General features: G+C 69.7%; 11 protein-coding genes. 4 read left to right on the top strand and 7 right to left on the bottom strand.

Features of this window, described 5'->3' with window-relative positions; all coding sequences use genetic code 11:
• Positions 1 to 12: 12 nt before the first annotated feature.
• The 3 genes from ACFU9P_RS24250 to ACFU9P_RS24240 all read right to left on the bottom strand — a co-directional run bounded on the left by ACFU9P_RS24250 (position 13) and on the right by ACFU9P_RS24240 (position 10,635).
• Positions 13 to 8,421, bottom strand: coding sequence for a hypothetical protein (locus ACFU9P_RS24250; protein ID WP_384084315.1), 8,409 nt, complete (start codon positions 8,419 to 8,421; stop codon positions 13 to 15).
• Positions 8,422 to 9,241: 820 nt separating this feature from the next.
• Entirely contained in the window at positions 9,242 to 9,664 is a 423-nt protein-coding gene (locus ACFU9P_RS24245) for a hypothetical protein (protein ID WP_384084312.1), read from the bottom strand.
• 275 nt (positions 9,665 to 9,939) lie between these two features.
• Positions 9,940 to 10,635, bottom strand: a complete 696-nt coding sequence (locus ACFU9P_RS24240; RefSeq protein WP_384084310.1) for a TetR family transcriptional regulator — start codon at positions 10,633 to 10,635, stop codon at positions 9,940 to 9,942.
• A gap of 116 nt (positions 10,636 to 10,751) precedes the next feature.
• Here ACFU9P_RS24240 and ACFU9P_RS24235 point away from each other — a divergent pair, with 116 nt between their 5' ends.
• Positions 10,752 to 11,732, top strand: coding sequence for a zinc-binding alcohol dehydrogenase family protein (locus ACFU9P_RS24235; protein WP_384084307.1), 981 nt, complete (start codon positions 10,752 to 10,754; stop codon positions 11,730 to 11,732).
• A gap of 144 nt (positions 11,733 to 11,876) precedes the next feature.
• On the opposite strand, the gene ACFU9P_RS24230 is transcribed toward ACFU9P_RS24235, so the two are convergent.
• Both ACFU9P_RS24230 and ACFU9P_RS24225 read right to left on the bottom strand, forming a co-directional pair.
• Entirely contained in the window at positions 11,877 to 12,509 is a 633-nt protein-coding gene (locus tag ACFU9P_RS24230) for a response regulator (RefSeq protein WP_376377540.1), read from the bottom strand.
• A complete protein-coding gene (locus ACFU9P_RS24225) occupies positions 12,509 to 13,798 on the bottom strand; it encodes a sensor histidine kinase (protein WP_384084774.1) in 1,290 nt (429 codons plus the stop codon). The genes ACFU9P_RS24230 and ACFU9P_RS24225 overlap by 1 nt, the downstream gene beginning before the upstream one ends.
• 352 nt (positions 13,799 to 14,150) lie before the next feature.
• Between ACFU9P_RS24225 and ACFU9P_RS24220 the strand changes: the two genes are divergently transcribed.
• The 3 genes from ACFU9P_RS24220 to ACFU9P_RS24210 all read left to right on the top strand — a co-directional run bounded on the left by ACFU9P_RS24220 (position 14,151) and on the right by ACFU9P_RS24210 (position 18,452).
• Positions 14,151 to 14,888, top strand: a complete 738-nt coding sequence (locus ACFU9P_RS24220) for an ABC transporter ATP-binding protein (protein ID WP_376377538.1) — start codon at positions 14,151 to 14,153, stop codon at positions 14,886 to 14,888.
• A 178-nt stretch (positions 14,889 to 15,066) separates the two neighbouring features.
• Entirely contained in the window at positions 15,067 to 17,667 is a 2,601-nt protein-coding gene (locus ACFU9P_RS24215) for an ABC transporter permease (protein ID WP_384084303.1), read from the top strand.
• Between the two features lie 458 nt (positions 17,668 to 18,125).
• Positions 18,126 to 18,452 (top strand): plasmid stabilization protein, encoded by a 327-nt coding sequence (locus ACFU9P_RS24210; RefSeq protein WP_384084300.1) that lies wholly within the window; start codon positions 18,126 to 18,128, stop codon positions 18,450 to 18,452.
• Between the two features lie 215 nt (positions 18,453 to 18,667).
• Here ACFU9P_RS24210 and ACFU9P_RS24205 read toward each other — a convergent pair whose 3' ends face one another.
• A complete protein-coding gene (locus ACFU9P_RS24205; protein ID WP_384084297.1) occupies positions 18,668 to 19,459 on the bottom strand; it encodes an adhesin in 792 nt (263 codons plus the stop codon).
• A gap of 372 nt (positions 19,460 to 19,831) precedes the next feature.
• On the bottom strand, positions 19,832 to 21,880 hold the full coding sequence (locus ACFU9P_RS24200; protein WP_384084294.1) for an MFS transporter: 2,049 nt from the start codon (positions 21,878 to 21,880) through the stop codon (positions 19,832 to 19,834).
• Positions 21,881 to 22,234: the final 354 nt, after the last annotated feature.

The following is a 22,234-nucleotide window of genomic DNA, read 5'->3' as shown; positions in this document are numbered from 1 at the left end:
TATATTACTGGGTCAGCTTCCGAAGACGTCGGTGATCGTCTGGAGCGCGGCAACGGCCGCAGCGGCACCGCTGACTGAGTCCAGAATGTCGCGGGCGAGGCTCGCCAAGCGGCGGATACGGCTGGTGTTGGGCTGCTCGCTCTCGGCTTCCTCGGCGAGACCCTCGACGCTGGCGTCGACGTCCCGTGCGTCGCCGGGCGGCATATCCTGGCGGAGACGGTCGAGTTCTTCCCTCAGTCGGGCCACCAAAGCGCTGAGGTCCTCGCCGGCGGCCCCGGCGGCAATGGTGTCCCCAGTGTAGGAAGAGCTGTTGTTGCTGTTGTCGTTGCCTTCGCCGATCACCGATCCAGTGACCGGCGCCGAGATCTCGTACTTGCCGCTTGACATACGTGCCTCCGAGGATGCGATCGCTTTGTTGGATGCGTGACTGGTGGAGTTGTTGGTCTGATTGACGGTCAGTGCGAGCGCAGGGCGAGGCTCGGGGATCGCGATCTCTTGAGGCAACACCCGCCTCAGCTCCTCGGCCAGCTCATGCGCGGATCTGTATCGGTGCGAAGGGTTTCCCAACGCGAGATGCAGAATCGCCCGCAGTGAGGGCGGTGCGTGGTGCAGCGCCAGCCGGTAGTTCTCCCAATCCCCGAGGTTCGACTCGTCCCACGGCAGCCGCTGATCGCGATCGAGAAGCTGATAGAGGACCGCGGACAGGGCAAAGGCATCGTCCCCCTGGCCCAGTGTGCGGCCGGTTAGCCAGGTGTCCGGATAGTAGAGGGACCGGACCGCACGCAGTAGGGGCCGCACCCGGCCATGGCTGCTGATACTGCCGTGTCCCCATCCGACCACGTACAGCTCGTCGTCTTCCCTCCCGTCGGCCACGATCAGATTGCCGGGACGGATGTCCCCGTGCGACATCCCATGGGTTTCCCACACCTGCGCAACGGTGTCGCAGGCTGAAAGAATCAGCCTCGTCGCAGCCCAGTGGTCGATCTGGGCGCTCCCCGTCAAGCGGGCCGTCAGCGAGCTTCCGACGATCTTCCGGTGGATTAGCCAGCTGCCGTTCTGCTTCCACCGGTCCGGTAGTCCCGACACCGAGGGGGACGAAGTGTCGCTCAGGAGTTCGCGGATCTCGCTCAGCATGGCCTGAGGCGCCTCCGGATAGTGCCTGGCGACAAAAGTGACGCCGGGTGAGGTGGATTGCTGCACGTCGCACGCACTGGTCAGGGAGGACTCGTAGCGGCGCGTGACCTGATAATGGGGACGCAGATCCTTTTCGTGCTCGTACAGGCCCTGGGAGCCGTCTTCCCACGGCGCGTTCTGATTGCGCAGCCAGCTCTCGACGACACTGTTGGCCCAGGTGAGATTGGCTCCGTCACGGACGAGTAAGCCGTAGTCGAGGTAGTCGTCGAGTCGACGCTTGTGTGAATCGTCAATCAGAGCGCCACGTACCGCAGCTTCATCAGGATTCGCGTCCAGCTCCTGGGCGATCCGGAACAGCAGTTCCAGAGAGTCCTCACCGTTTGTGTACGGGTCGATGATGCCTCGTACGGCCTCGTCCTGCCGTGACACCCAATCAAAAGCATCGTCCACCAGGCCAGTGTCGATAACGGTGCGGTTATTCGCTTCGAGGAGCTCGCTGAGCCGCTGACCCACCATGTGAACATGGTGGGGGTGCCCGGAGGTGTGCCTGAAAACCAACTCCGCCGCAGACGAAAGAACTTCCACGTCAGTACCCGAAAAACCCTGGTGGACAACCTGCAGGGTCGCTTGCCTGTCCAGCGGGCCAATCTCCAGCGGGCGCGAGAAGTCCTGCTGGGAGAGCGTTCCGGCTACCTGCTCCTGCAGCTGGGCGGTGGTGCACGAACCGCTAAACAGCAGTGCAAGCGTCCCGTCCTGCCTCAGCCGACGCAGATCGCCCAGGGTCCTAGCCAGGCTCTCCCGATCGTCGTAACGCCGCAGTAGTTCCTGTAGTTCGTCGACGATCAGGAGCAATCCCACCTGAGCCTGTGGCCATACCACCCGGCGCGCTGCGCGCCACCAGCGCCGAAAGTCGACCGCGTGCGGGCCCCCCGGAAGGCCGATGTCGGCCGGCTCTGGCTCGTAGAACTCTTCCACCCGGTCGCGGACCTCCTTCGCGATCCAGGTGAGGAGCGGGTCACTGCCCGGATCTACCGACTGGCCGTCGAGTAGCACCGGAAAGACCCGCGGGATACGCCATCGGTCCGGTGGGAGCAGTGCCTCCGGCGCTCCTCCCCGAAGCCGGGTGATCTGGCGGATGAGTGAGGTCTTGCCTGCCCTGCGCGAGCCCGTCATAAAGAGCAGCGGAACGGAGTCGTGCCAAGCATCGCCATACGCGGCCCTCAGTCTGTCCAGTTCTCCGGCGCGTCCGACGAACATCCCGGCGGTGACGGGATCACCGGGGCGGAACCGAGACACCAGGCGTTCCTGGCGAGTGATCGACCTAACCTTCACCACGCAGTCCTTAGCCCCGCCGAGTCGCTGGTCGGGCAGGGTGCCCTCGGCGTGCACGGTGAGTCGCGTGGCATCGTCCTGGACAACAAGGAAGAAGGAAGTGACGGTGCCAGCCTCCATGTTGCCGATGACCTTGCCCACGTCTGTTCCCCGCACCTGGACGGTGACACCGCTGAGCACCTCCGACCCCGCGCGGAGCTCCAGCTGCACCTCCACCGGCCCTCCCTCAAGCCTCGTGGCCTTGTGAGCACGCCAGCTCAGCGGGCCTGTAGCCGCCGCATCTGTGCGCAGCCGTTCCCGGCCCGCGGCATCCCAGAGCCCGCGCAGTAGGGACTGGACGAGGTGGGCCTGTTCTCGCAATAGCAGGGAGGCGAATTCCTGTGTCTGAGAGTCACCCTTCCTGATCGCCGCATGGACATCCCGATCGTGGGTTTCCAAGGACGTGCTCGCCGATTGCTTTCGGTCGTCCGACTGCAGGATGAGGGACAGCTGCCTCTGCCACGACTGCCCTATCCGCTCGCACAGGAGGACGTCCAGCCCTGATGCACAGGCGCTCAACGCTGCGGTTACGTGTTCGAGGTGCTCGGCGAGCGCAGGGCCCGGTGTGCACTCCGCCGCCTGTGAAACCAGCGCGGCGGCCTCCGGAGCAATCTCCGTGCCGACCTTGTGCTCGGTCGGAACATCACCGGCCAGCAATTGTTCTGCGTCTACTACCGGATCGCCGAACCTCCACTGCGTACACAGATCCGTCAGCTGCTGCAGAATCTCGGACGGGTCGCCGCCCGCACGCTGAGCTTCTCGGTGGGCTTCAACCGCCGATGCCAGCATGCCTTCGGAGTCGAGAGCTCGGCCGAGGAGCAGCGCGCGTGACACCTCCTCGTCGTGACGGCCCGCGCTCCCCCCAGCACGGGTGTACTGCGCCCGCAAGAATCGGATGAGCCGCGCAGGATCCTCATGCAGATGGTCCGCGACCCGTTGCAGCTGGTCTCGGTTCAACGGCGGCACGGGGCCATTGAGCGCCTCTGGCACCTGAGCCGACAGAGCACTGTCCACCAGGATATCCATGGGGGGCAAGTCCGTACGGCGCAGCAACTCGACTGCCTCATCGACGAGTTCACCGCGTCCGGCACGATCGGCCAGGATGGCGGCGAGCGCGGCCAAGGTCTCGCTCCGGGGCGTCAGCCGCGCATGGAGCAGGAGCAGCTGCACAGCGTCCGCGGGGCTGGCCCCCATGTCCGCTTCCGCCAGGAGTCCCGCGTGCGCGAGAAGCGAATTCCGGTGGGCGTACCACTCACGGACCCCGGAGAGCAGACGCACGGCTTCGGTGTAGTCCCCCCTGGCGCACGCCAGACGGACGAGGATGTCACGGCGTACGTCAGGCGGTCCGACCAAGGCCGCCACTGTCCGTACCTCTTCATCCCGCTTAGCCTCGATCAGGCAGTCCGCCGCCACCCGGGCGACCTGCGCGTCACGCGGCTCCTTGTCCAGTAGCTTCCAGGCGTGGTCCGAGGCGAGCTCCCAGTCCTCCTCTTCAGCCGCGGCCAGCAGCGCCGCTGCGTCGATTTTATGGTGATCGCCCAGATGGCGCTCGAGCCCCTTGCGGCTCGTGGCCGGCTGGAAACGGGCGAGGGCCTGCACTCGCAGGACAGCGAGGGTCGGACCGTACTCGGCCTCGACCATCGCGATTGCCTGCTGCCGGGTGATCTTGTTCGCGGCGATCCGCTGCCGGAGACTGGTCGCCTGCTGATGATCACGCCTGGGAAGACCACTCACCGAGTTGCGCAGGATCGCGGCCTCGGCGCAGGTGGGGTTTCGTTGCAGCGCCAGATCGGCATGCCGGACCAGATCACCGTTGCGCTTCAAAAGTTGGGCCAACTTGGCCAGGTTCAGGTGCAGCTCGAACCCGGCGTCCGGCGAGTCGTACGGCAGCAGCAAATCCCAGAGCTCCTGGGCACGATGCAATACGCGGGCAACGCGAACGGCAGGGGCAAGTAACTCCGAGTCCGCCCTGGTGCGGCCGATCCACTCCGTCAGCAGTTCCCAAGCATTCTCATACCGTTCGGCCGTCTCCAGCACCATGGCCATGGACGCAGCGGTGTCGGGTTGGGGTTCGGGCTGGAGGGAGAACAGCTCGCGCATGGTGGCCACGTACCGGCCCGCGGCCTGGGTGCCGCCTGCACGCATGGCCCGGCGCGCCGCGTCGGAGGCCAACCGGAAATTGTGACCACTCGGTGCGCTGAGGCACTGCGCGATGCGCTGAGCTGCGTTGGACTCTGCCTCGGTCAGTTCGTGCGACGGCTGGAGCCAGCCAGACGACAGGGTGGAGTGTGTCCCCAGCCTGTCGGGTGCCGAGGTGAAACCCGTGTGCGGCAACTGGGCCGTGGCGGTCGGCGTCCCGTATCGCATTCCCCGCGGCATCGGGACGGGACTGCGGACGGCAGGCGTCGGCATGGACCTGCCTACCGAGGCGAACATGCCCCGCAGGGCCGCCGTCTGGCTGGGATCGAAGCGACGCGACGATACCGTGGCGAAGTACTCGAAGCTGGAAGCGGCAGCCTCCAGACGCCCTGTCGCTGCGTAGGCGCAGCCGAGGTTCCACGCAGCACCGGCCGTTAACCACAGAGTATCGGCGAGCTCGTCGTGCAGCAGCAGCGCCTCCTCCGGGCGACCTGCGATGACAAGACATCCGAGCGCGTTGCTGAGCGCGACTGGGTGCTCGCGGGCAGCTGCCGTCCACGCGTCGGCCACGTAGTCGACAGGCGATCCGGGCGGCGGCTGCTGCGCCGCCCGGATCGTGGGTTGGGTCGCCAACGGTCCTGTGATGTTCCCCTGGTGCGTTGGCAGGGCAAGCCGCCTGGCGGGTGCAGGCGGCTCCGCGCGCCGCAGTCGCGGAGCACCGGGTGGGTGCAGTCCGGCAAGCGGGACCCCGGCAGCCACGGCCGCCCGGTCGCGCAGGTGGATCAGCCGGGGGACTTTCTCGGGCGCCGCCCACGGGAAGCAGCGCTCCACAACACGAAGGGCCTCGGTGGGCTGTCCGACGTCCAAGAGCCAGTGCGCGACCTCTCGGACGAGGTAGTCGTCATGGCTTGCGACGACATCGTCCAGAAGAGTGCCTAGGGCATCACCGCGCGGCACGGTTGACGACACGGCCCGTAGTCGACCCACAACCGCGGTGAGGGTCGTGGCGCCGTGTGGGAGGCCGGTGCGGGCCTCGTGTAGCAGCTCCAGCAGTCCCCCGTCGCGCAGACTTGCGCCGTGGTCCTGCCCGTTCGACGAGCTAGGGTCGTCAGTTCGCGGTGGCGTGGAACGGGTGAGGGTACCGGTTGTCGACGGCGCAACTACACGAGCTTCCCGGAGCCGCTGCTCCAAGGGGCCAGTCCAGTTGTCCGTCGCTTTCAGCTCACGGGCACGATCCAGCTCTCGGCGCGCCACTGTGTAGTCGGCGCAGCGGCTGTCGAGGGCGGTACGGGCAAGTTCGATGTGATGTCGCCAGTTCAGGGCGCCACGCGTCATAGCGATGCGCTGCACGACGGCTTCCGCCCGTGGCAGATCGCCCAGCTCACGGCAGATACGAAGCATCAGGAACGCGCCCGGTGACGACGGGTTGTCGTGGAGCAGTTCCTCGAGCTCACGTGCGGCCTCGTTCACCTCACCGCGCTCGTACATCTGCTTGGCCAGTGACTCCCTTGTTTGTTCCCCGGATATCGCGAGAGCGGGCTCGCGCCGGGCCACCGCTGCAGCGAAGGGAGAGAGAAGACCGAGCCGAGCGCAGAAGCGGTCCGCGGCATCCTTCTGTGCCTGAGCCGGCCGGCCCGGGAGCACCCTGGCCATGACCCGGAGGGACTCAACAGCGAGTTCATCAGCGCCAACGGCGGCATAGGCGCAAGCGATGTTCCAGACCGCCGAGGCATTCAGGTACTGCCGTGACCCGACCTCCCGATACAGGTCCAGGCCCGCGGCTGGGGAGCCAGCGACGACGGACCAGCCGATGGCGAGCCCGAGCGCTGTCCGGGCCCCAGCCCGGCTAGCGGCACTGAACGCCGCCGCAGCTCTCGGTGCGTCGTTCTCGTCAGCTGCCCGTGCTGCTTCGGCGAGATCGGGGCGGCCGAGCGCTGCGCCGATCAGTGGCCAGAGACGGGGGGCGAGTGTCACGTCGGCGACGGGAATGGCATCACGCAGCTCTGGCGGAGGCAGCGGCGGATGCCCCTGGCGGAAGACTTCGTCGGCCCGTGTGTGCTGACCGCTCGCGCGTAGTGCCTGCTCCAGCAATTGCCAGATGACTGGTCGCGCCACTGGAGGAAATCTGGCCACCGAGGATTCGAGCAGGTCCGCCGCGGTACCAGGGTTCAAGTGCGTCAGCTGACGGCCGACTCGGGTCACCGTCTCGTAGGCGCCTGATTCGCTCAGAGCGCGGAGTGCAGTCTCGGCACTGCTGCGGGCCTCGGGCGTGGCATCGAACTGGAAACCGCTCAGGACCACCGTGGCCAGTACCTCGTCACGAGGAGGAGAGACGGGACGCGCGGGATCGGCGGGGTGAGCGGACCCGGTTTCCGGCCTGGAACCATCGGAACTGTGATCATTCCCTCTGTGGGCAGGATGCACCAACAGGGTCAAGAGCTCATCCGCTTCGTTGTGCTCCGAGACCTTACGAGGCGTGTCTGCCTTCCGCGACTCGCCCGGATCCGCTTCCGCAGATGCTGTCGCTTCACCATCGGCCGTTTTGATGCCAGTTCGGCCGTGGATGCGATCCTCGGCAAATTGCAGATATGTCGCGGCCGCCTCGGCGTCACCGTTCGCGAGGTGCATGTCCGCGGTACGCAGATCCAGCTCGGCTGCCGTATCGGATATGGTCTGTCGGCTCAGTGCCGCCCGCGCACGTTCGAGACCGAGGGCGATGTCGAGCTCCGCACGCGCCTCCGAAAGCAGCTCGACACCTTGTTCGGCTTCTTCCAGGTCACCCCGGGCCAGGGCGTCGGTGACCATCGATCCCAGTGGCCCAAGCACGTCAGCGCCAGCGCTGCCCACGTTCTGCATCAACTCTTGGGTACGCAGCCGTAACCGCTCGAGGGGTGCCAAAGCGGGTTCCAGGATCTGCGGGGCGAGCCCGGAAAACCGAACGGCAACGGCAACATGGTGCCGACTTTGCGGATCAGCCTCGGCGAGCGCCTCGGCAGCGATCTCGGCCAGCACTGATTTCCCTTGTGACATCCGCGGGGCCCCGGGGTCCGTGCTCACGTGGAGGGCGGCTCCCAGTACGGGGACGAGGGCTGGGTCGAGCTCCGAGCAGTCGAGACTCTCCAGGGGCGGGATTTCAGGCTGGCGCCATCGGAAGATCGCCGCCAACTCCATGATTCGCCGGACCTGGTCCGCGATGTCTGCCGTTGCCTGGACCAACCGCCTCCAGCGTGCGCTGTTCGGGTCGATGGGGTGCGACTTCGCACCCCCCTTACCAGCGGCCTGAGTGACCAGCTCCTCAGGCGTGTGGGACAGCAGTCCCCGATCATCGGCGGCGCCGACAGCGAGACCTTCCAGAACGGCCGCAACCGGCTTCAGGAAGAGCTCGGCTGTCACGGACTTATCAATATTGGCATGGTAGTCGGCACAGGTATGCAGCTCCTTCGACACCCGGTGGAGCAGTGCGGTTCCGGTCGCCTGCAGCATCACCGGCGATGGCGTGGTGTGGAGCAGCTCAGACAGCTGGTGCATGAGGGTGGGCGGTAGCGACTGGCCGGAGTCGAACACGTCATACCGGCGTCCCGCCCATACCTGACTGGACCAGCTCATCAGTTGGGCAAGTGCGATGTCGTCGGCTTCGAGGGCCGCGGCAGAAAAGTGTGACACCAGTTCCGAAACGAGCGTGTCGTCGCTAATTCGCTCGGCGGAGGGTACGACAGCGGATGACAACAGGATGGAACGCCGGTGCAGAAGGACGACGAACGGCGCCGCTGGGCGCAAGAACTCTTGTCTAGGGTGCCTACCACCCGACAGGTACTCCAGGACGAAGTGGGCCGCTGCTCTACCCGTCTCGCCGATTCCCATCACAACGGACGGCTCCCCCGGCCCAGTGATCGCAGTCACCAGTCCCCCGCTCAACATCCGTGCCAGCAGTACTCGCATTGCCTGATGTGCGCAACCCGCCCGAACCCGCTGGGCTTCGGTATCCCTGCCGATCAGTGCGAGTTCTGTGAGTGTAATGACCTGAAGGTTTGTCAGGGGTGGGTTCAATGGATCGCTCCCCCCCCGGGGGGAGGGCCACCGGCCCTCTCTCGTCACCACGACTGCTGGGTCAGAAGTGCCGAATGCGTGAGCACTGCGTGAGCGGACGGCATATGAAGAGCAGTCACAGATTGGACTGGCCGTCGTGCCGCGTGGTCCTGATCAGGCAAGACAGCACTACGCGGCAGGGCCAGGCACCACCCGGCAAGGATTCGATCCCACTCCTAAAGCGGGTGTCGCAGGTTCGAATCCTGCCGGGGGCACATAGAAGCAGCAGCTCAGAGGCCCTGTCGTCCTAGCGGGCGGCAGGGCCTCCGGTCTCGCGACACGCATTGGTCCGCGACGATCGTGCGGAGATGGGCGAGCTCAAGGACATCCGGCGGGCCGCTCGGGAGGCGGGTCGTCGGCCCGGCTGGAAGACAGCCACCCATCTCGCCGGTGGCCGACCCCTCGTAGCCGAGCCCTCGTCATCGACGAGGGGAAGGTGCCCGAGGAGATTGTGGTGCGACACCCCGCTCGCCTTGATGCCGGGTCGAGCGTCACGGAGTGGGGAAGGCAGTCACTCGGTATGGAGATCGACTGCCACCGCGACGGCTTGTTCCCGAAGGTGGATGGCCAGGAACTCCATCTCCACGAGCGTGCCGACGAGACCGGATGCGGCGAGTTGGGCGGCGCGTGCGCGCGCCTCGCCCAAGGTCAGCTCCTGTGCTTCGCGCAAGGCCTTCATCACCAGGGCGAGGCGCGGCTTTTCTTCCGTCAGTCGAAGCTGGGCCGGGCCGTGGGCCTGTAGCAGGGCCTGGCGGATGTATTCGGGAGTCACCGGGCCGCTGTCCTGCTCGCACCACCCGTCGCGGCAGTCGTCACACCTGCCATCGCTGCCCCAGCTCAGCCGGCCATGTTCGATGAACTGGCCGATGTCGCTTGTCCGTACGCCGCCGCATCGCTCACAGCGGCCTGTGACCTTTGTGCCTTGTGTGATCATCTCAGGGCTTCAGCCGGCCAGAGCCTCCGCTTCCTCGGCCGTGACGGCCCGGGAGATGGCTTCGAGCTGCTTGAAACGCCGGTCGACCTCGCCCTCGTCCGCATGCGGTCGGGTAGGGAACCGACGGCTACGAAGGCTCTGACTTCGGGTCTCATGCGCGAATGATCCGCTGCCGGTCCCACCCGGGCAAGAACGAGGCACCCCCTGCCTACGCGCCCCCACTTGCACCTGGCTACGCCGGTTGGAGGCGGTCACGGCCGGCACGGCCCGGAGCGCTAGCTCGCATCAGCCGGGGTGGTCGTCTCCGTGAGTCCGGTCGCTGTGAGGCCGGTCGCCGTGAGGCCGGTCGCGAAGGTCTTGAGCAGGTGGTCGAGTCGCGGTGTGAAGTCGAGGGCGGCGTGGCCCCAGGCCGGCACCTGCTTGTACAACTCCGCAAGGGTCGGGGTCGGATGGGACAGCTGCCAGAAGCCGGCGGCCAGCACGACCGCTACCGCCAGCAGGTTGACGATCTGCTCAGCCGTCAGGCTGCTCGCGCGGTCCAGTACGGCGGCCATCTCGTCGTGGGCGGCGAAGGCGTTGGTTTTGTACCGGCGGGCCCGTTCGATGTCCACGTCGCCTTCGAGATGCAACGGGACATGGGTCAGCAGGTCGCAGAACACCGGTAGTGAGGCGAGGGTCCCGCTGACCACCGCGGCGGTCTGCGCGGGCCCGAGGCCCGTGCGTTCACCGGCCTCGGCCTTGATCGCGTCACGCCACTGGCCCCAGCCCCGCTCGGCCAGTTCCAGAAACAGCTCTTCCTTGCTGGCGTAATACCGCCGCACCCCGGTGCGGTGCAGGCCGGCCCGCTCGGTGACCGCGGCCAGGGTGACGTACCGCACGCCGCCGAGCTCCAGCGCGATCGCCTCCGCCGCTTCCAGCAGAGCTTCGGCGCGGCGTGCCTTGTCCTCGACCGATCGAGCCCTCTGACGCATGCCGTGAGCATAACGCGCACACCATGAGCGTAACGCACCTCATGATGCGCTAACCGATTCTCCGTGTTACGGTCGACTTAACGCATCGCAACGTGCGTTATCGAGAGGAGAACGTCTTGAAGGCCGTTCAAGCCAGCCTGTTCGGCGAGCCGGATGTACTCGCCCTCGCCGACCTGCCGGATCCCGTACCCGGGCCCGGTCAGATCGCGATCAACGTCACCCACGCCGCTGTCGGACTCATCGACGTCTACATCCGGCAGGGGCTGTTCCAGGGCCGCGCAGGGCTGCCGCAACCGCCGTACGTTCCCGGTCTTGAGGTCGCGGGCACCGTGCGGGCGCTCGGTGACGGGGTCACCGGCTTCGCCGTCGGCGAGAAGGTGGTCACGCTCTCCGACAACGCCACGGGCGGATACGCCTCGGTGTACGTCGGCAACCAGGCGCGAGTCGTGTCCACGGAGGGGTACGACATCGATCCCGCCCTCGCCGTCGCCGTCGTCCCCAACGCGATCATGGCTCATGTCGCGCTCACCCGCGCCATCCACATATCCGCGGGTGAGAGCGTTCTCATCCATGGCGCGCTGGGCGCGTTCGCGGCCGCCTTCCCCGGCATCGCACGGCAGTTGGGTGCGTCACGGGTGGTCGGTACGGTCCGTACGGAGAGGATGGGCGCGGCGGCCGCGACCAAGCTGCCGTACGACAGGATCGTCGACTCCGCCCAGTTGCCCGATGTCCTCGGCGACGAGAAGTTCGACGTCATCGTCGACCCCGTGGGCGGCACGGTCCGCACCCAGAGCCTGGACCTGCTCGCCCTGTCGGGCCGTCTGCTGCTGGTCGGCAATGCCGGCGGCGACTGGAACCACCGCATCGACGGCAACCGGATATGGCAGAGCAACGTCGTCGTCGCCGGGTTCAACGCCGGCGCTTACGTGCCCGCACACCCCGACGCCATCCGGCCCGCGGCCGAGGCCGCACTGAAGGCGGCCGCCGCCGGACTGGCCGACACAGAGATCGAGATCCTGTCGCTGGCGGACGCCGCGACCGCACACGAGCGGCTGGAGAACCACACGGCCAACGGCCGCCTCGTCCTTACCCCGTAAGCGACTTCCGCTCCCCGGCAGTGGCAGGCCGGTCGGTATCGCGCGACAAGATACTGATCCGGAAGGCCGTGCATTAAAGCCGGAAGGCCGTGCATTAAAGGCGGTCGTCAGGCTCGCGAGCCGTGGTCAGACTCGCGGCCGTGGTCAGGCTCGTAGGTATGTCAGTACCGCCAGGACTCTGCGGTGGGACTGGTCCGTCGGGGGCAGGTTCAGTTTGGTGAAGATGCCGCCGATGTGCTTGCCCACCGCCGCCTCCGAGACCACCAACTCGCGGGCGATCGCGCCGTTTGATTTGCCTTCGGCTATCAGGGCCAGGACTTCGCGTTCGCGCGGGGTGAGGTGTCGCAGGGGGTCGCGGCGGTGGCGGAGGAGTTGGCGTACGACTTCGGGGTCGACGACCGTGCCGCCCTCGGCCACCTTGTGCAGGGCGTCCATGAACTCCTCGACCTGGCCGACCCGGTCCTTCAGCAGATAGCCGACGCCGGATCCGTCGCCGGAGTCGAGGAGTTCGGAGGCGTAGGTCCGCTGTACGTACTGGCTGAGGACCAGGACGGGGAGCGTGGGCCGCTGCTCGCGCAGGCGCACTGCCGCGTGCAGGCCCTCGTCCTGGAAGCCGGGCGGCATGCGTACGTCCGTCACCACGATGTCGGGTACGTGTGCGCCGGCCATGGCGACCAGCGCCTCCGCGTCGCCGACGGCCGCCACCACCTCGTGGCCGCAGCGGTCGAGCAGGCCGATGAGCCCTTCGCGCAGCAGCACGCTGTCCTCGGCGAGCACTACGCGGAGCGGCCGGTCGGCTCGCGCTGGTCGCGGGGCTCGCTGGGAACGCAAGGGAACTCCACACGCAGCACGGTTGGTCCGCCCGGCGGACTGGACAGGGAGAGTCTGCCATCCAGGACCGACACCCGGTCCGCGAGACCGGTGAGCCCGCTGCCGGCCGTGGTGTCGGCGCCGCCGCGGCCGTCGTCCCGTACCACCAGGAACAACCGGCCGTCGCGGTGGCCGCCGGTCACCTCAGCGCGGTTCGCCCCGCTGTGCCTGGCGATGTTGGCGAGCGCCTCGCAGACCACGAAGTACGCGGCGGACTCGACGGCTTGGGGCAGCCGGCCCGGCAGTTCGAGACCGACGTCCACGGGGACCGGGGAGCGGTCCGCGGCGTCGGCGACGGCGGCTTCCAGACCGTAGTCGGCGAGCACCTTGGGGTGGATGCCGTGGATCAGCTCGCGCAGCTCCGCGAGCGCCTGGCCCGCCTCGTCATGGGCCTTGGCGAGCTGGTCGGCGAGCGGCCCGGGCGATACGTCGAGCCGGGCCAGGCCGAGGGTCATCGTCAGCGCCACCAGCCGCTGCTGGGCTCCGTCGTGCAGATCGCGTTCGATACGGCGCCGCTCGGCCTCGAAGGCGTCCACCAACCGGACGCGGGAACGGGCCAGTTCGACGACCCTGGCGCCCAAATCCCCCTCGCGTGAGGCGATGAGGAGGCGGGTCAGCTCGGCCCGGGCGCCGGCGGCGACGCCGAGAACGTACGCGCACAGGCCCATGAGAACGAGCCCGAGCACGGCGACACCGAAGGCCGCCGGCCAAGTGGTGACCGTCCACTGCTTGAGCACCTTCGCCTCGCGGCCGTCGCCGACCGTGGCCATCAGCAGCGGGGTGACGGCCATGGACAGGGGAGAGAACAGCGCGACGGCGATCACGAGAGCGTCGACCGGCCAGAGCAGCCCGGCGAAGAGCAGGGTGAAACCGAGTTCGCGCCAGGTGGCCCGTTCCCGGAGGCGTGTCGTGAGCCGGCCCCACAGCCCGTGCGCGGCCGGTGTCCGGTACGGGTCCGGCACCGGGTCCAGGTCGATCAGGCGCAGCCTGCGCCGCTCGGCCCACGCCAGCGGGATTCCGCTGAGGGCGGTGGCGGCGAGCAGGGGGAGCCCCACCAGGACGAGGGTGAGGATCCCGCCGGCCGCCGCCGCGATCACGATCAGCAGCAGGGCCGCGGCACCGGTGACCGCCCCGCTGGCCAGGTATGCCACCGAGCGCCACGGCCACGGCGACAGCAGGAAACCGGGCCGGGACATGGCCTGCCACACGTTGCGGGGGCGCGGAGAGTGCGTGGGAAGCACGGAGTGCACGGGGCGCTCGGAGTGCACGGGCGGCTCGGCGTGCACGGGGCTCGCGGAATGCCCGGGGATCGCGGGGTGCATCGCGGGGTGCATGCGGACAACGGTAGGAGCGCTGCGGCTTGTTGTGCCATCGGGCCAGGTGGAGGACCGGGGGTAGGTCTGTCCCTACCTCAAGTCTCGTACCTGCCTCACTGCGCCGCGGTGCGTCCGCACGGTTTCGTGGAGCAGGCACCAACGCCGATACCCGCACCGACGCCGATACGCGGGGGAACCAAGTGGGGACAGACGGGGAACCAAGTGGGGACAGATGAGTAACGACGCCATTCAATTGCACCGCGTCACAAGGCGGTACGGATCGGCCGGCGGAGCCGTGAACGCCCTCGACCAGGTCTCGCTCTCCTTCCCGAGCGGAACCTTCACCGCCGTCATGGGCCCTTCCGGCTCCGGCAAGTCGACGCTGCTGCAGTGCGCGGCCGGGCTGGACCGTCCCACATCGGGCTCGGTCACCGTGGGCGGGACCGAGCTGACGAAGCTGAGCGAGACCAAGCTGACCCTGCTGCGCCGCGAGCACGTCGGCTTTGTCTTCCAGGCCTTCAACCTGCTGCCTTCACTGACCGCCGAGCAGAACGTGGCGCTGCCCCTGCGGCTCGCCGGCCGCCGCCCCTCGAAAGCCCGGGTACGGGAGGTGCTGCGCCAGGTCGGACTCGCCGAGCGGGCGCGGCACCGCCCGTCGGAACTGTCCGGCGGCCAGCAGCAGCGGGTCGCGCTGGCCCGTGCGCTGATCACGCGTCCCGCGGTCCTCTTCGGCGACGAACCGACCGGTGCCCTCGACTCGCAGACCGGCCGCGAGGTGCTCGGGCTGCTGCGCGGCATGGTCGACGACGGGGGTCAGACGACCGTCATGGTCACGCACGACCCGGTGGCCGCCTCGTACGCGGACCGAGTGGTCTTCCTCGTCGACGGACGGGTCAACGGCGAGCTGACCGGGGCCTCGGCCGAGGAGATCGCGGCGCGTATGACGAGGCTGGAGGCGGTGCCGTGCTGAGCACTCATGACCGGGGCACTTATGACCCGGGCACTCATGACCGGGCTGGAAGCCGCGCCGTGCTGAGCACGGACGACCAGGCCGCGGCCACCGCGACCAGGCGGAGGCGGAGGACGTACCACCGGCCCCCGGCGCCCGTGATCGCCATGCCCCCCATGACCAAGCCGGAGGCGGTGCCGTGCTGAGTACCGCCCTCCGTACGCTGCGCGCCCGCTGGGTCACCTTCGTGGGCAGTTTCGTCGCCCTCTCCCTGGGCGTGGCGCTGATCGCCGTCATGGGCCTGGCGCTGGCGTCCTCGCTGGACGCGCCCGCGCGCGAGCCCGAGCGGTTCGCCGCCGCCCCCGTCGTGGTCAAAGGCGCGGACACGCTGCGGGTGCCCACGCCCGTCGGCGACCGGGTCCAGCGGCTCGCGCGGCCTCGTGCCGTGCCCGCCGAAGTCGTCGCGAAGCTGAAGCAACTCGGTACGGTCGTCGAGGACCGGTCCTTCGCCGTACGAGTCATACGAGTCGTACGGGCCGCGCCAGCCGCACCAGCCGAAGGAGCCGAGGAGGCCGGCGACTTGATCGGCCACCCTTGGTCCACGGCGGCGTTCGCCCCGTACCGCATCGACGCGGGGCGCGCACCCCGTACCGCCGACGAAGTCGTCGTCACCGGTGACTGGGCCGCGCCCGGCACCCGTATACGGACCGACCACGGCACCGTACGAGTCGTCGGCACCGCCGCCCCACTCGCCTTCGAGAACGCCGTCTTCTTCACCGACCGGCGCGCCGCCCAGCTCTCCCCGCACAGCGTCCAGTTGGTCGTGGCCGCCGACGCCGCGGCCGTGCGCGAGGCGGTACGCGGCAGCGCGGGCGTACGGGTCCTCACCGGCGACGCCCGCCGGTTCGCCGACGCCGATCCCGACCGGGACAGCGAGGCCCTCACCGCGATGAACGCCATGTTCGGCACGGCCGGCGGGGTCACCGGCTTCGTATCGGTGTTCGTCGTGGCGTCCACCTTCGCGTTCGCGGTGGCCCAGCGGCGCCGGGAGTTCGGGCTGCTGCGTACCGCGGGGGCGACTCCGGGACAGATACGCCGCATGGTCGTCGCCGAGGCCCTCGCGGTGGGCGTCCTCGCCTCGGCCGTCGGCTGCGCGCTCGGCGCGTACGCGGCGCCGCTGCTCGCCGAACAGGTGGTACGGGGTGGCCTCGCCCCGCGCTGGTTCGCCATCGGCGGCGCCGTCTGGCCGTACCACCTGGCTTTCTGGACCGGCCTGCTCGTCGCGCTGTGCGGTGCGGCGGCCGCGTCCTGGCGGGCGGGGAGGACCGGCCCCGCCCAGGCGTTGCGCGAGGCGTCCGTGGACAACGGGGCGATGACGCGGGGGCGGCTGACGGCCGGGCTGGCCCTGCTGCTGACCGCCGCCGTCACGCTCGGACTGGCCCTGGTCACCGACCCGGGCGAGCTGCTGCACCGTAAGACCTATGTGAGCCGGCCGATGCTGCTGATCACCGCGGTCGCCCTGCTCGCGCCGGCCCTGGTGGGCCCGCTGACCCGGCTGATCGCCTGGCTTCCCGCCAGGCTGCCCGGGGCCGGCGGCATGCTCGTACGGGAGAACGCCGCCGCCGGTGTCCGGCGCACCGCCGCCGTCGCGGCACCCGTCCTGGTCACGGTCGCTCTGGCGGGCTCGCTGCTGGGCGCCACCGCCGTACTGAACGAGGCGAAGGCGACGGAGGTACGGGAGCGGACGGCCGCGGATTTCGTGGTGATCCCGGCGGGCGGGGCGGACGGCGCAGGCGGGGCGGAGGGTTCCAGCGGGGCGGGCGGTTCCAGCGGGGCGGGCGGGGCGGGCTTTGACGCGGCGACGCTGAACAGGCTGCGTGCCGTGCCCGGCGCCGCCGAGGTGTCCGCGACCTCGTCGAGCGCCGTGTACGTCCTGGAGGACGGCATCGCGCTCATCAGGTCCGATGCCCGCGCCGCCACTCCCGGCCCGCTCACCGCCACCACGCGACTGCCGCTCAGCGCCGGGAGCGCGGCCGACCTCGACGACGGCTCGATCATCGTCAACGAGGAGTGGCAGAAACACTCCGTGGGGCAGCGCGTGGACGTCTGGCTCGGCGACGGTACGAAGAAGTCGCTGCGGATCGCCGCGGTGATGCCCACCGGCACGGGCGGCAACGGCGTGTACATCACCCCGCGCAACGCCCCGGGCGCGACCGTCGACCGCGTCGATGTCGCCCTCGTGGACGGCGCGGACGCGAGCACCGTGGCCGCCGGACTGCGCGAGGCAGTAGGCCTTTCCGGCGGGCTGGCCGGAGAGCAGGCAGGCGGGCGGTCCGGCGGGCAGGTCCTCACCAAGGACCAGTGGGTACGCGCCACTTACCCCGAGACCAACCGCACGACCCGGCTCGGCTTCCTGCTGGTCCTCGGCATCGCCCTCCTCTACACCGGCATCTCCCTGGCCAACACGATGGTCATGGCGACCACCGACCGAATACGCGACCTGGCCACACTCCGCCTGACCGGCGCCACGACCTGGCAGGTACTGCGCCTGGTCGCCGCCGAGGCGCTGACGGTGGTCGCGGTCGGCGGAGCACTGGGCCTGCTGGTGGCCGGGCTCAACCTGCTGGGCATGTGGAGCGCCTTGGGCATCTTGTCGGTGTGGACGTCCATAGAGATCCCGTGGCAGGCACTCGGCACGGTCGTGGCCGCCTGCGCGGTGCTGGCGGTGATCTCCTCGGTCGTGCCCGCCGGCCTCGCGCTGCGCCAGAGGGCGGTGGAGGTGGCGGGGGTACGGGAGTGAGCCCGGCGGCAGTGCAGGACGACGCCCGGCACCGGGGCGGACGCCAGGCCTCCGGCCGGGGGCAGGTGCCGGGTTTCCGGCGGGGGTCGGCGTCGGGCTTCCGACGGTGTCGGCCGGTGCCGAGGCGCCCGTATCGCACCGGAGTTGGTACGGGCAGCGGTCATCCCGAGCGGCGCCGCCGAACAGCACCCCCTGAGGGCCCGTAGCACCGAAACGCTGCTCTGCGGCGGGCCTTGGCGGTCCGCGACCGACGTGTACGGCGTCGTACGGCGTCCCCCGTACGGCGCACCTCGTGTCGCGCCGGGCCGCTTCCGGGCGTGCAGTGGGAACGGGCGGGCGTGTCGCGGCGGCCGATGTGAGGGCCGTGGATCAGCGGGTACGCGCCCATCGTCGCCCACAGTCGTCGTCGAACGCGCCCGGCCCGCCAGGGGCCGGAGCCAGGGTCAAGGAGAAGTGACATGCCGCGAGGTTCGAGTCCCAAACGGGAGCGCCAGTACGAGCACATCAAGGAGGGCGCGGAGAAGAGTGGTACGCCCACGGGCCGGGCGAAGGAGATGGCGTCGCGCACGGTCAACAAGGAGCGGGCGGGGTCCGGGGAGGCGAAGACTGCGAGCAGCACCTCGATGCGCGACCCCAAGTCCGCGTCGCAGCGCGGCGGGCAGCGGTCGCACAGCGGGGCGCAGGGGCCGACGAAGGACCAGTTGTACGCCGAGGCCAAGAAGCGTGGCGTGGAAGGGCGTTCGTCGATGAACAAGGGACAGCTCGCCCGGGCGCTCGGCCGCTGACCCGGTACGCCTGTAGCGCCCCGCTTCCGGCACGACTTCCGTACTCCCGTACCCGGCACGGCCGATGGCCCCGCGCGCCCTCGGCCGTGCCCATCGGATGACTGGCGTTTATCAGGCACGTACGGCTGCGGTCGTCCAAGGCAGCGCGATATGCCCGCTGACTCGTACGGGCGTTGGGGCCCGCCGGCGCCGGGTCGGGCTGCGTTCCATCCGGCTCAGGCGCAGGCGAGTTTCATCTGGGCTGCCGCGTGGTGGGCGGAGTAGCGGTCGGGGGTGCCCCAGTCCTGGCCTCGGTCGAGGAGTTGGACCGCGAAGGAGTCGCCCTCGACCGGGTAGCTGCCGACGTCGACCAGGGTGCCGCGGTGGGTGGTCTGGTGGATGCCGAAGGTGGGTGAGGGGGTGGTGCTTGAGGGGGTGGTGCTTGAGGGGGTGGGTGAGGTGGTGGTCAGGACTCTGTAGACCGTGGGGTGGCCGGCGGAGTCGGGGGCGTGGCCGCTGTCCGGTACGTAGACGGCGAGGGCGCAGCGCGCGTACTCCTTGCCCAGTTTCCAGGACCAGATCGCGGTGGAGCCGCGGTCGTGGTCGGGACTGCCGGACATCGGGACGGCGGTGAAGCTGCCGTCGCAGGAGGCGTCGCGGTGGCCGCCGGAGGGGACGGTGTACCAGGCGGCGTCGCCGTTCTCGAAGCGGCCGTGCTCCTCGTACGCGCCGGTGGTGCAGCCGGGGCCCGCCCAGGCCGTGAAACCGCCGGCGGAGCCGGAGCCGGACTCAGTGCTGGAGCCGGAGTCCGTGCCGGAGCCGATGCCGGAGCCGGGGGTTGTGTCGGCCGGATCGGCGCTCTCGCTCGGGTCTGCCGCGCCCGCCAGGCCCGGCAGTTGCGGGGGTCCGAACCCGGTCGGTGCGGCGCGGGGTCCGGTGTCCTCGACGGGGTTCCCGCTGCCCGAACCGGCCACCGCCGCGACCGTCGCGCCCACACAGCACAGCGCCAGCACCACCACGGCGAGCACTTGGCCCCGCGAGGGGGAGTCGCGCGCCGAGGGCGCTCTCCGGTGCGCACTTCGGTGCGCTCTTCGCTGCGTTCGGAGTTCCGTACGTGTACGGGGTCCCGTACGAGAAGTGGTACGGGTTTCAGCCCCGCACACGGGGCAGACCATGCCCGGCAGCGGGCCTCCCCGGCCGTTCCCGCACCGTTCGCACCTCATGCCGCCTCACTATGGGGGATCACGGGGCCGCCCGGCAGCAGAAGCCGCCGATTCGCGTGAGACACCGTCCCCACCGCTCCGGCCGAGCCGGCCAGGCCGCCGCCCCGGCCGAGCCGCCGCGCCCGGCCGCGCCGCCCCCGTACCCCCGGCCCGGACTCCCCCTCCCCCCTCCCCCGGCTACCGCAGCTCCTCCGGGCACCCCGTCCCCCGCGGGAGCTGGTACGGCGCCGCCAGCCGGTAGACGCCCGGCCGCGGCGCCAGGAGCAGGGTCCACTCGTCTCCCTCCACCGTCTCCTCGGCCTTCATCAGACAGCCGTTGGGGTTGGTGTAGACCTTGGGCCCGTCCTCGTCCGCCTTCGACGCCGCCGTCTCCCGCGGCGGTACGACACTCTTGCCGTCCTCGTCGACCAGCCCCAGCCACGGCGAGTACGGGATCCGGATCAGCACCCGCCCCGCCGACCTCACATGGATCGTCAGCTCGCCCGCAGCCGCCCGGTCCACGGTCGCGGGCGGGTCGGCCAGCGGCTTGGGGTCCTTGACGGCGTAGAGCTGCCAGTTGGCGTCGCCCCAGAGGTGTTCGAGGTACGGCTGTCCGCGCCGTACGAGTTCCGCCTCCAGGTCGGCGCCCGAGTCGGGCTTGCCCTTGGGCAGTACGACGAAGTGCACGGCCCAGCGGTCGAGCCAGCCGCGGTAGTTCTCGGCGGTGAGGGTGTCGTCGTAGAAGAGCGGGTTGCGCTCCATGTCGGCCTGCCGGTTCCAGCCGCGGGCGAGATTGACGTACGGGGCGAGCGCCGAGGCCTCGCGGTGGCTGCTGGCGGGGACCACCTCGACCCGCCCCTTCTCCGCGCCGACCTGCTGCAACTGGTTGACCAGCGGCGCCAGCTCGCGGGCCCAGGACGCCGTCGGCGCCGTACGCACCATGTCGTCCACGCCCTTGAAACCGATCCAGAGATTGAGCCCGGCGAAGGCGAGGACGAGGGCGTACCGGCGGCGGGTGCGGGACGCGGTGTACGGCATGACCGCCCACAGCACCACGCCCGCGATGATCATCGCGAACCGGGACACGTTCGACCCGATCTGCGAGTCGATCACATACGTCAGCAGCACCCCGACGCCGTAGACGGCCGCGGCGGCCCTGACCGTACGCCACTCCTTCGGTACGAGAACGAACACGAGCACCGCGTACAGGAACGGCAGCGACGCCGTCCCCACGGACATCGGCTGCGTACCGGAGAACGGGAACAGCCAGGCCGACAGCGCCACAACGGCGGCGGGCGCGAGACCGAGGGCGTACGCGCCGGGGCGCCGCTTGTTGAGGAAGAGCGCCGCCGCGACGACCCCGAGGAACAGCCCGGCCACCGGGCTGGCCGCGGTCGCGAGCCCGGCGAGGGGGGCGGCGGCAACGGCTTTGGCCCAGCGTTTCGTACGCCAGCGGTGCGGCCAGCAGAAGACGGCGGCGACCGCGCCGAGCGCGAACATCACGCCGAGGCCGAAGGTGACGCGCCCGGACAGCGCGTTGCAGAGGAACGCGAAGATCCCGGCGACCGAGCACGCCACCGGATTCCGCACGGCGCGGACGCGGGCCAGGATCAGCGCGGTCAGGGCGGCGGACACAGTGCCGGCGACCATCATCGTCGTACGCACGCCGAGGACGGACATCAGATACGGCGAGACGACGCTGTACGAGACGGGGTGCATGCCGCCGTACCAGGCCAGGTTGTACGCGGAGTCGGGATAGCGCCCGACGAACTCGGCCCAGGCGTCCTGCGCGGCGATGTCGCCACCGCTGTTGGCGAAGAAGAAGAACCAGACGATGTGAACGACGGCGGCGACAAGGGTGGTGGCGAGAACGGGGTGCCGCTCGATACGGGTACGGAGGGTCGGACGGGGGGTTGGAGCGGGATCCGGGGTGAAGGCGGGCTCCGGAGCCGGGGTACCTGGCTGAGGTGCGGGCTTCGGGGCGGTGCCGGTTTCCGGCTGGGGGGCCGGGGTCGGGGCGGGGCTGGTGCCCGGCTCAGGCTGGGCGGCGGGGCCGGTGGTGGGTTCCGGCTGAGATGCCGGGCCGGGGGCGGTGCCGGTTTCCGGCTGGGGTGCGGGGTCCAGCTGGGGATCCGGGGTCGGCTTCTCGTGAAGATCCGGGTCCGGCTGGAGGGCGGGCAGCCCTATTCGCGGCCCGGGGGCCGGTCCCTCGCTGCCGTCGGCGTGCGTCGGCTCAGTGGTGGTCACTGCGGCTCTCCACGTCTTTCCGTCTCACCGCCCGGCGGTCGCCTGCCCGCGCGGTACGGCGGCTCTCGGCGGGTACGCCGATGCCCGGCATGCCCGGCACGGCCGATGTGGGCAAGGACGCCGCCCCGCGCCCCGCAGTTGCCCGGTCGGTGCCGCCCGGTCGGTCCGGTCACCCTGGCAGATGTCCGTTTCGGGACGCTAGCACGTGACGACGCCCGGGGAGGGGCCCATAAGGGCCGCCCTCCCCGGGCGTCGGTGTGCTGGTGCCCGGCCGGACACCGGACGGACATGGGCCGGGCCCCGCCGGATCGGCCAGCGCGGGTCCGGAAAGTCCGGGCGGGGCGGGTCCGGACC

The sequence above is a fragment of the Streptomyces sp. NPDC057617 genome (genome assembly GCF_042800555.1).
In the GTDB taxonomy this organism is placed as follows: Bacteria; Actinomycetota; Actinomycetes; order Streptomycetales; family Streptomycetaceae; genus Streptomyces.
The sequence above is the reverse complement of the archived record's forward strand: the minus strand, read 5'-3'. Positions and strand labels throughout refer to the sequence as shown.

Excerpts from the sequence above, each read along its gene's own strand:
- ACFU9P_RS24245 (WP_384084312.1), bottom strand. The coding sequence starts at position 9,664 with ATGATCACACAAGGCACAAAGGTCACAGGCCGCTGTGAGCGATGCGGC.
- ACFU9P_RS24240 (WP_384084310.1), bottom strand. The coding sequence starts at position 10,635 with ATGCGTCAGAGGGCTCGATCGGTCGAGGACAAGGCACGCCGCGCCGAA.
- ACFU9P_RS24225 (WP_384084774.1), bottom strand. The coding sequence starts at position 13,798 with ATGTCCCGGCCCGGTTTCCTGCTGTCGCCGTGGCCGTGGCGCTCGGTG.
- ACFU9P_RS24220 (WP_376377538.1), top strand. The coding sequence starts at position 14,151 with ATGAGTAACGACGCCATTCAATTGCACCGCGTCACAAGGCGGTACGGA.
- ACFU9P_RS24210 (WP_384084300.1), top strand. The coding sequence starts at position 18,126 with ATGCCGCGAGGTTCGAGTCCCAAACGGGAGCGCCAGTACGAGCACATC.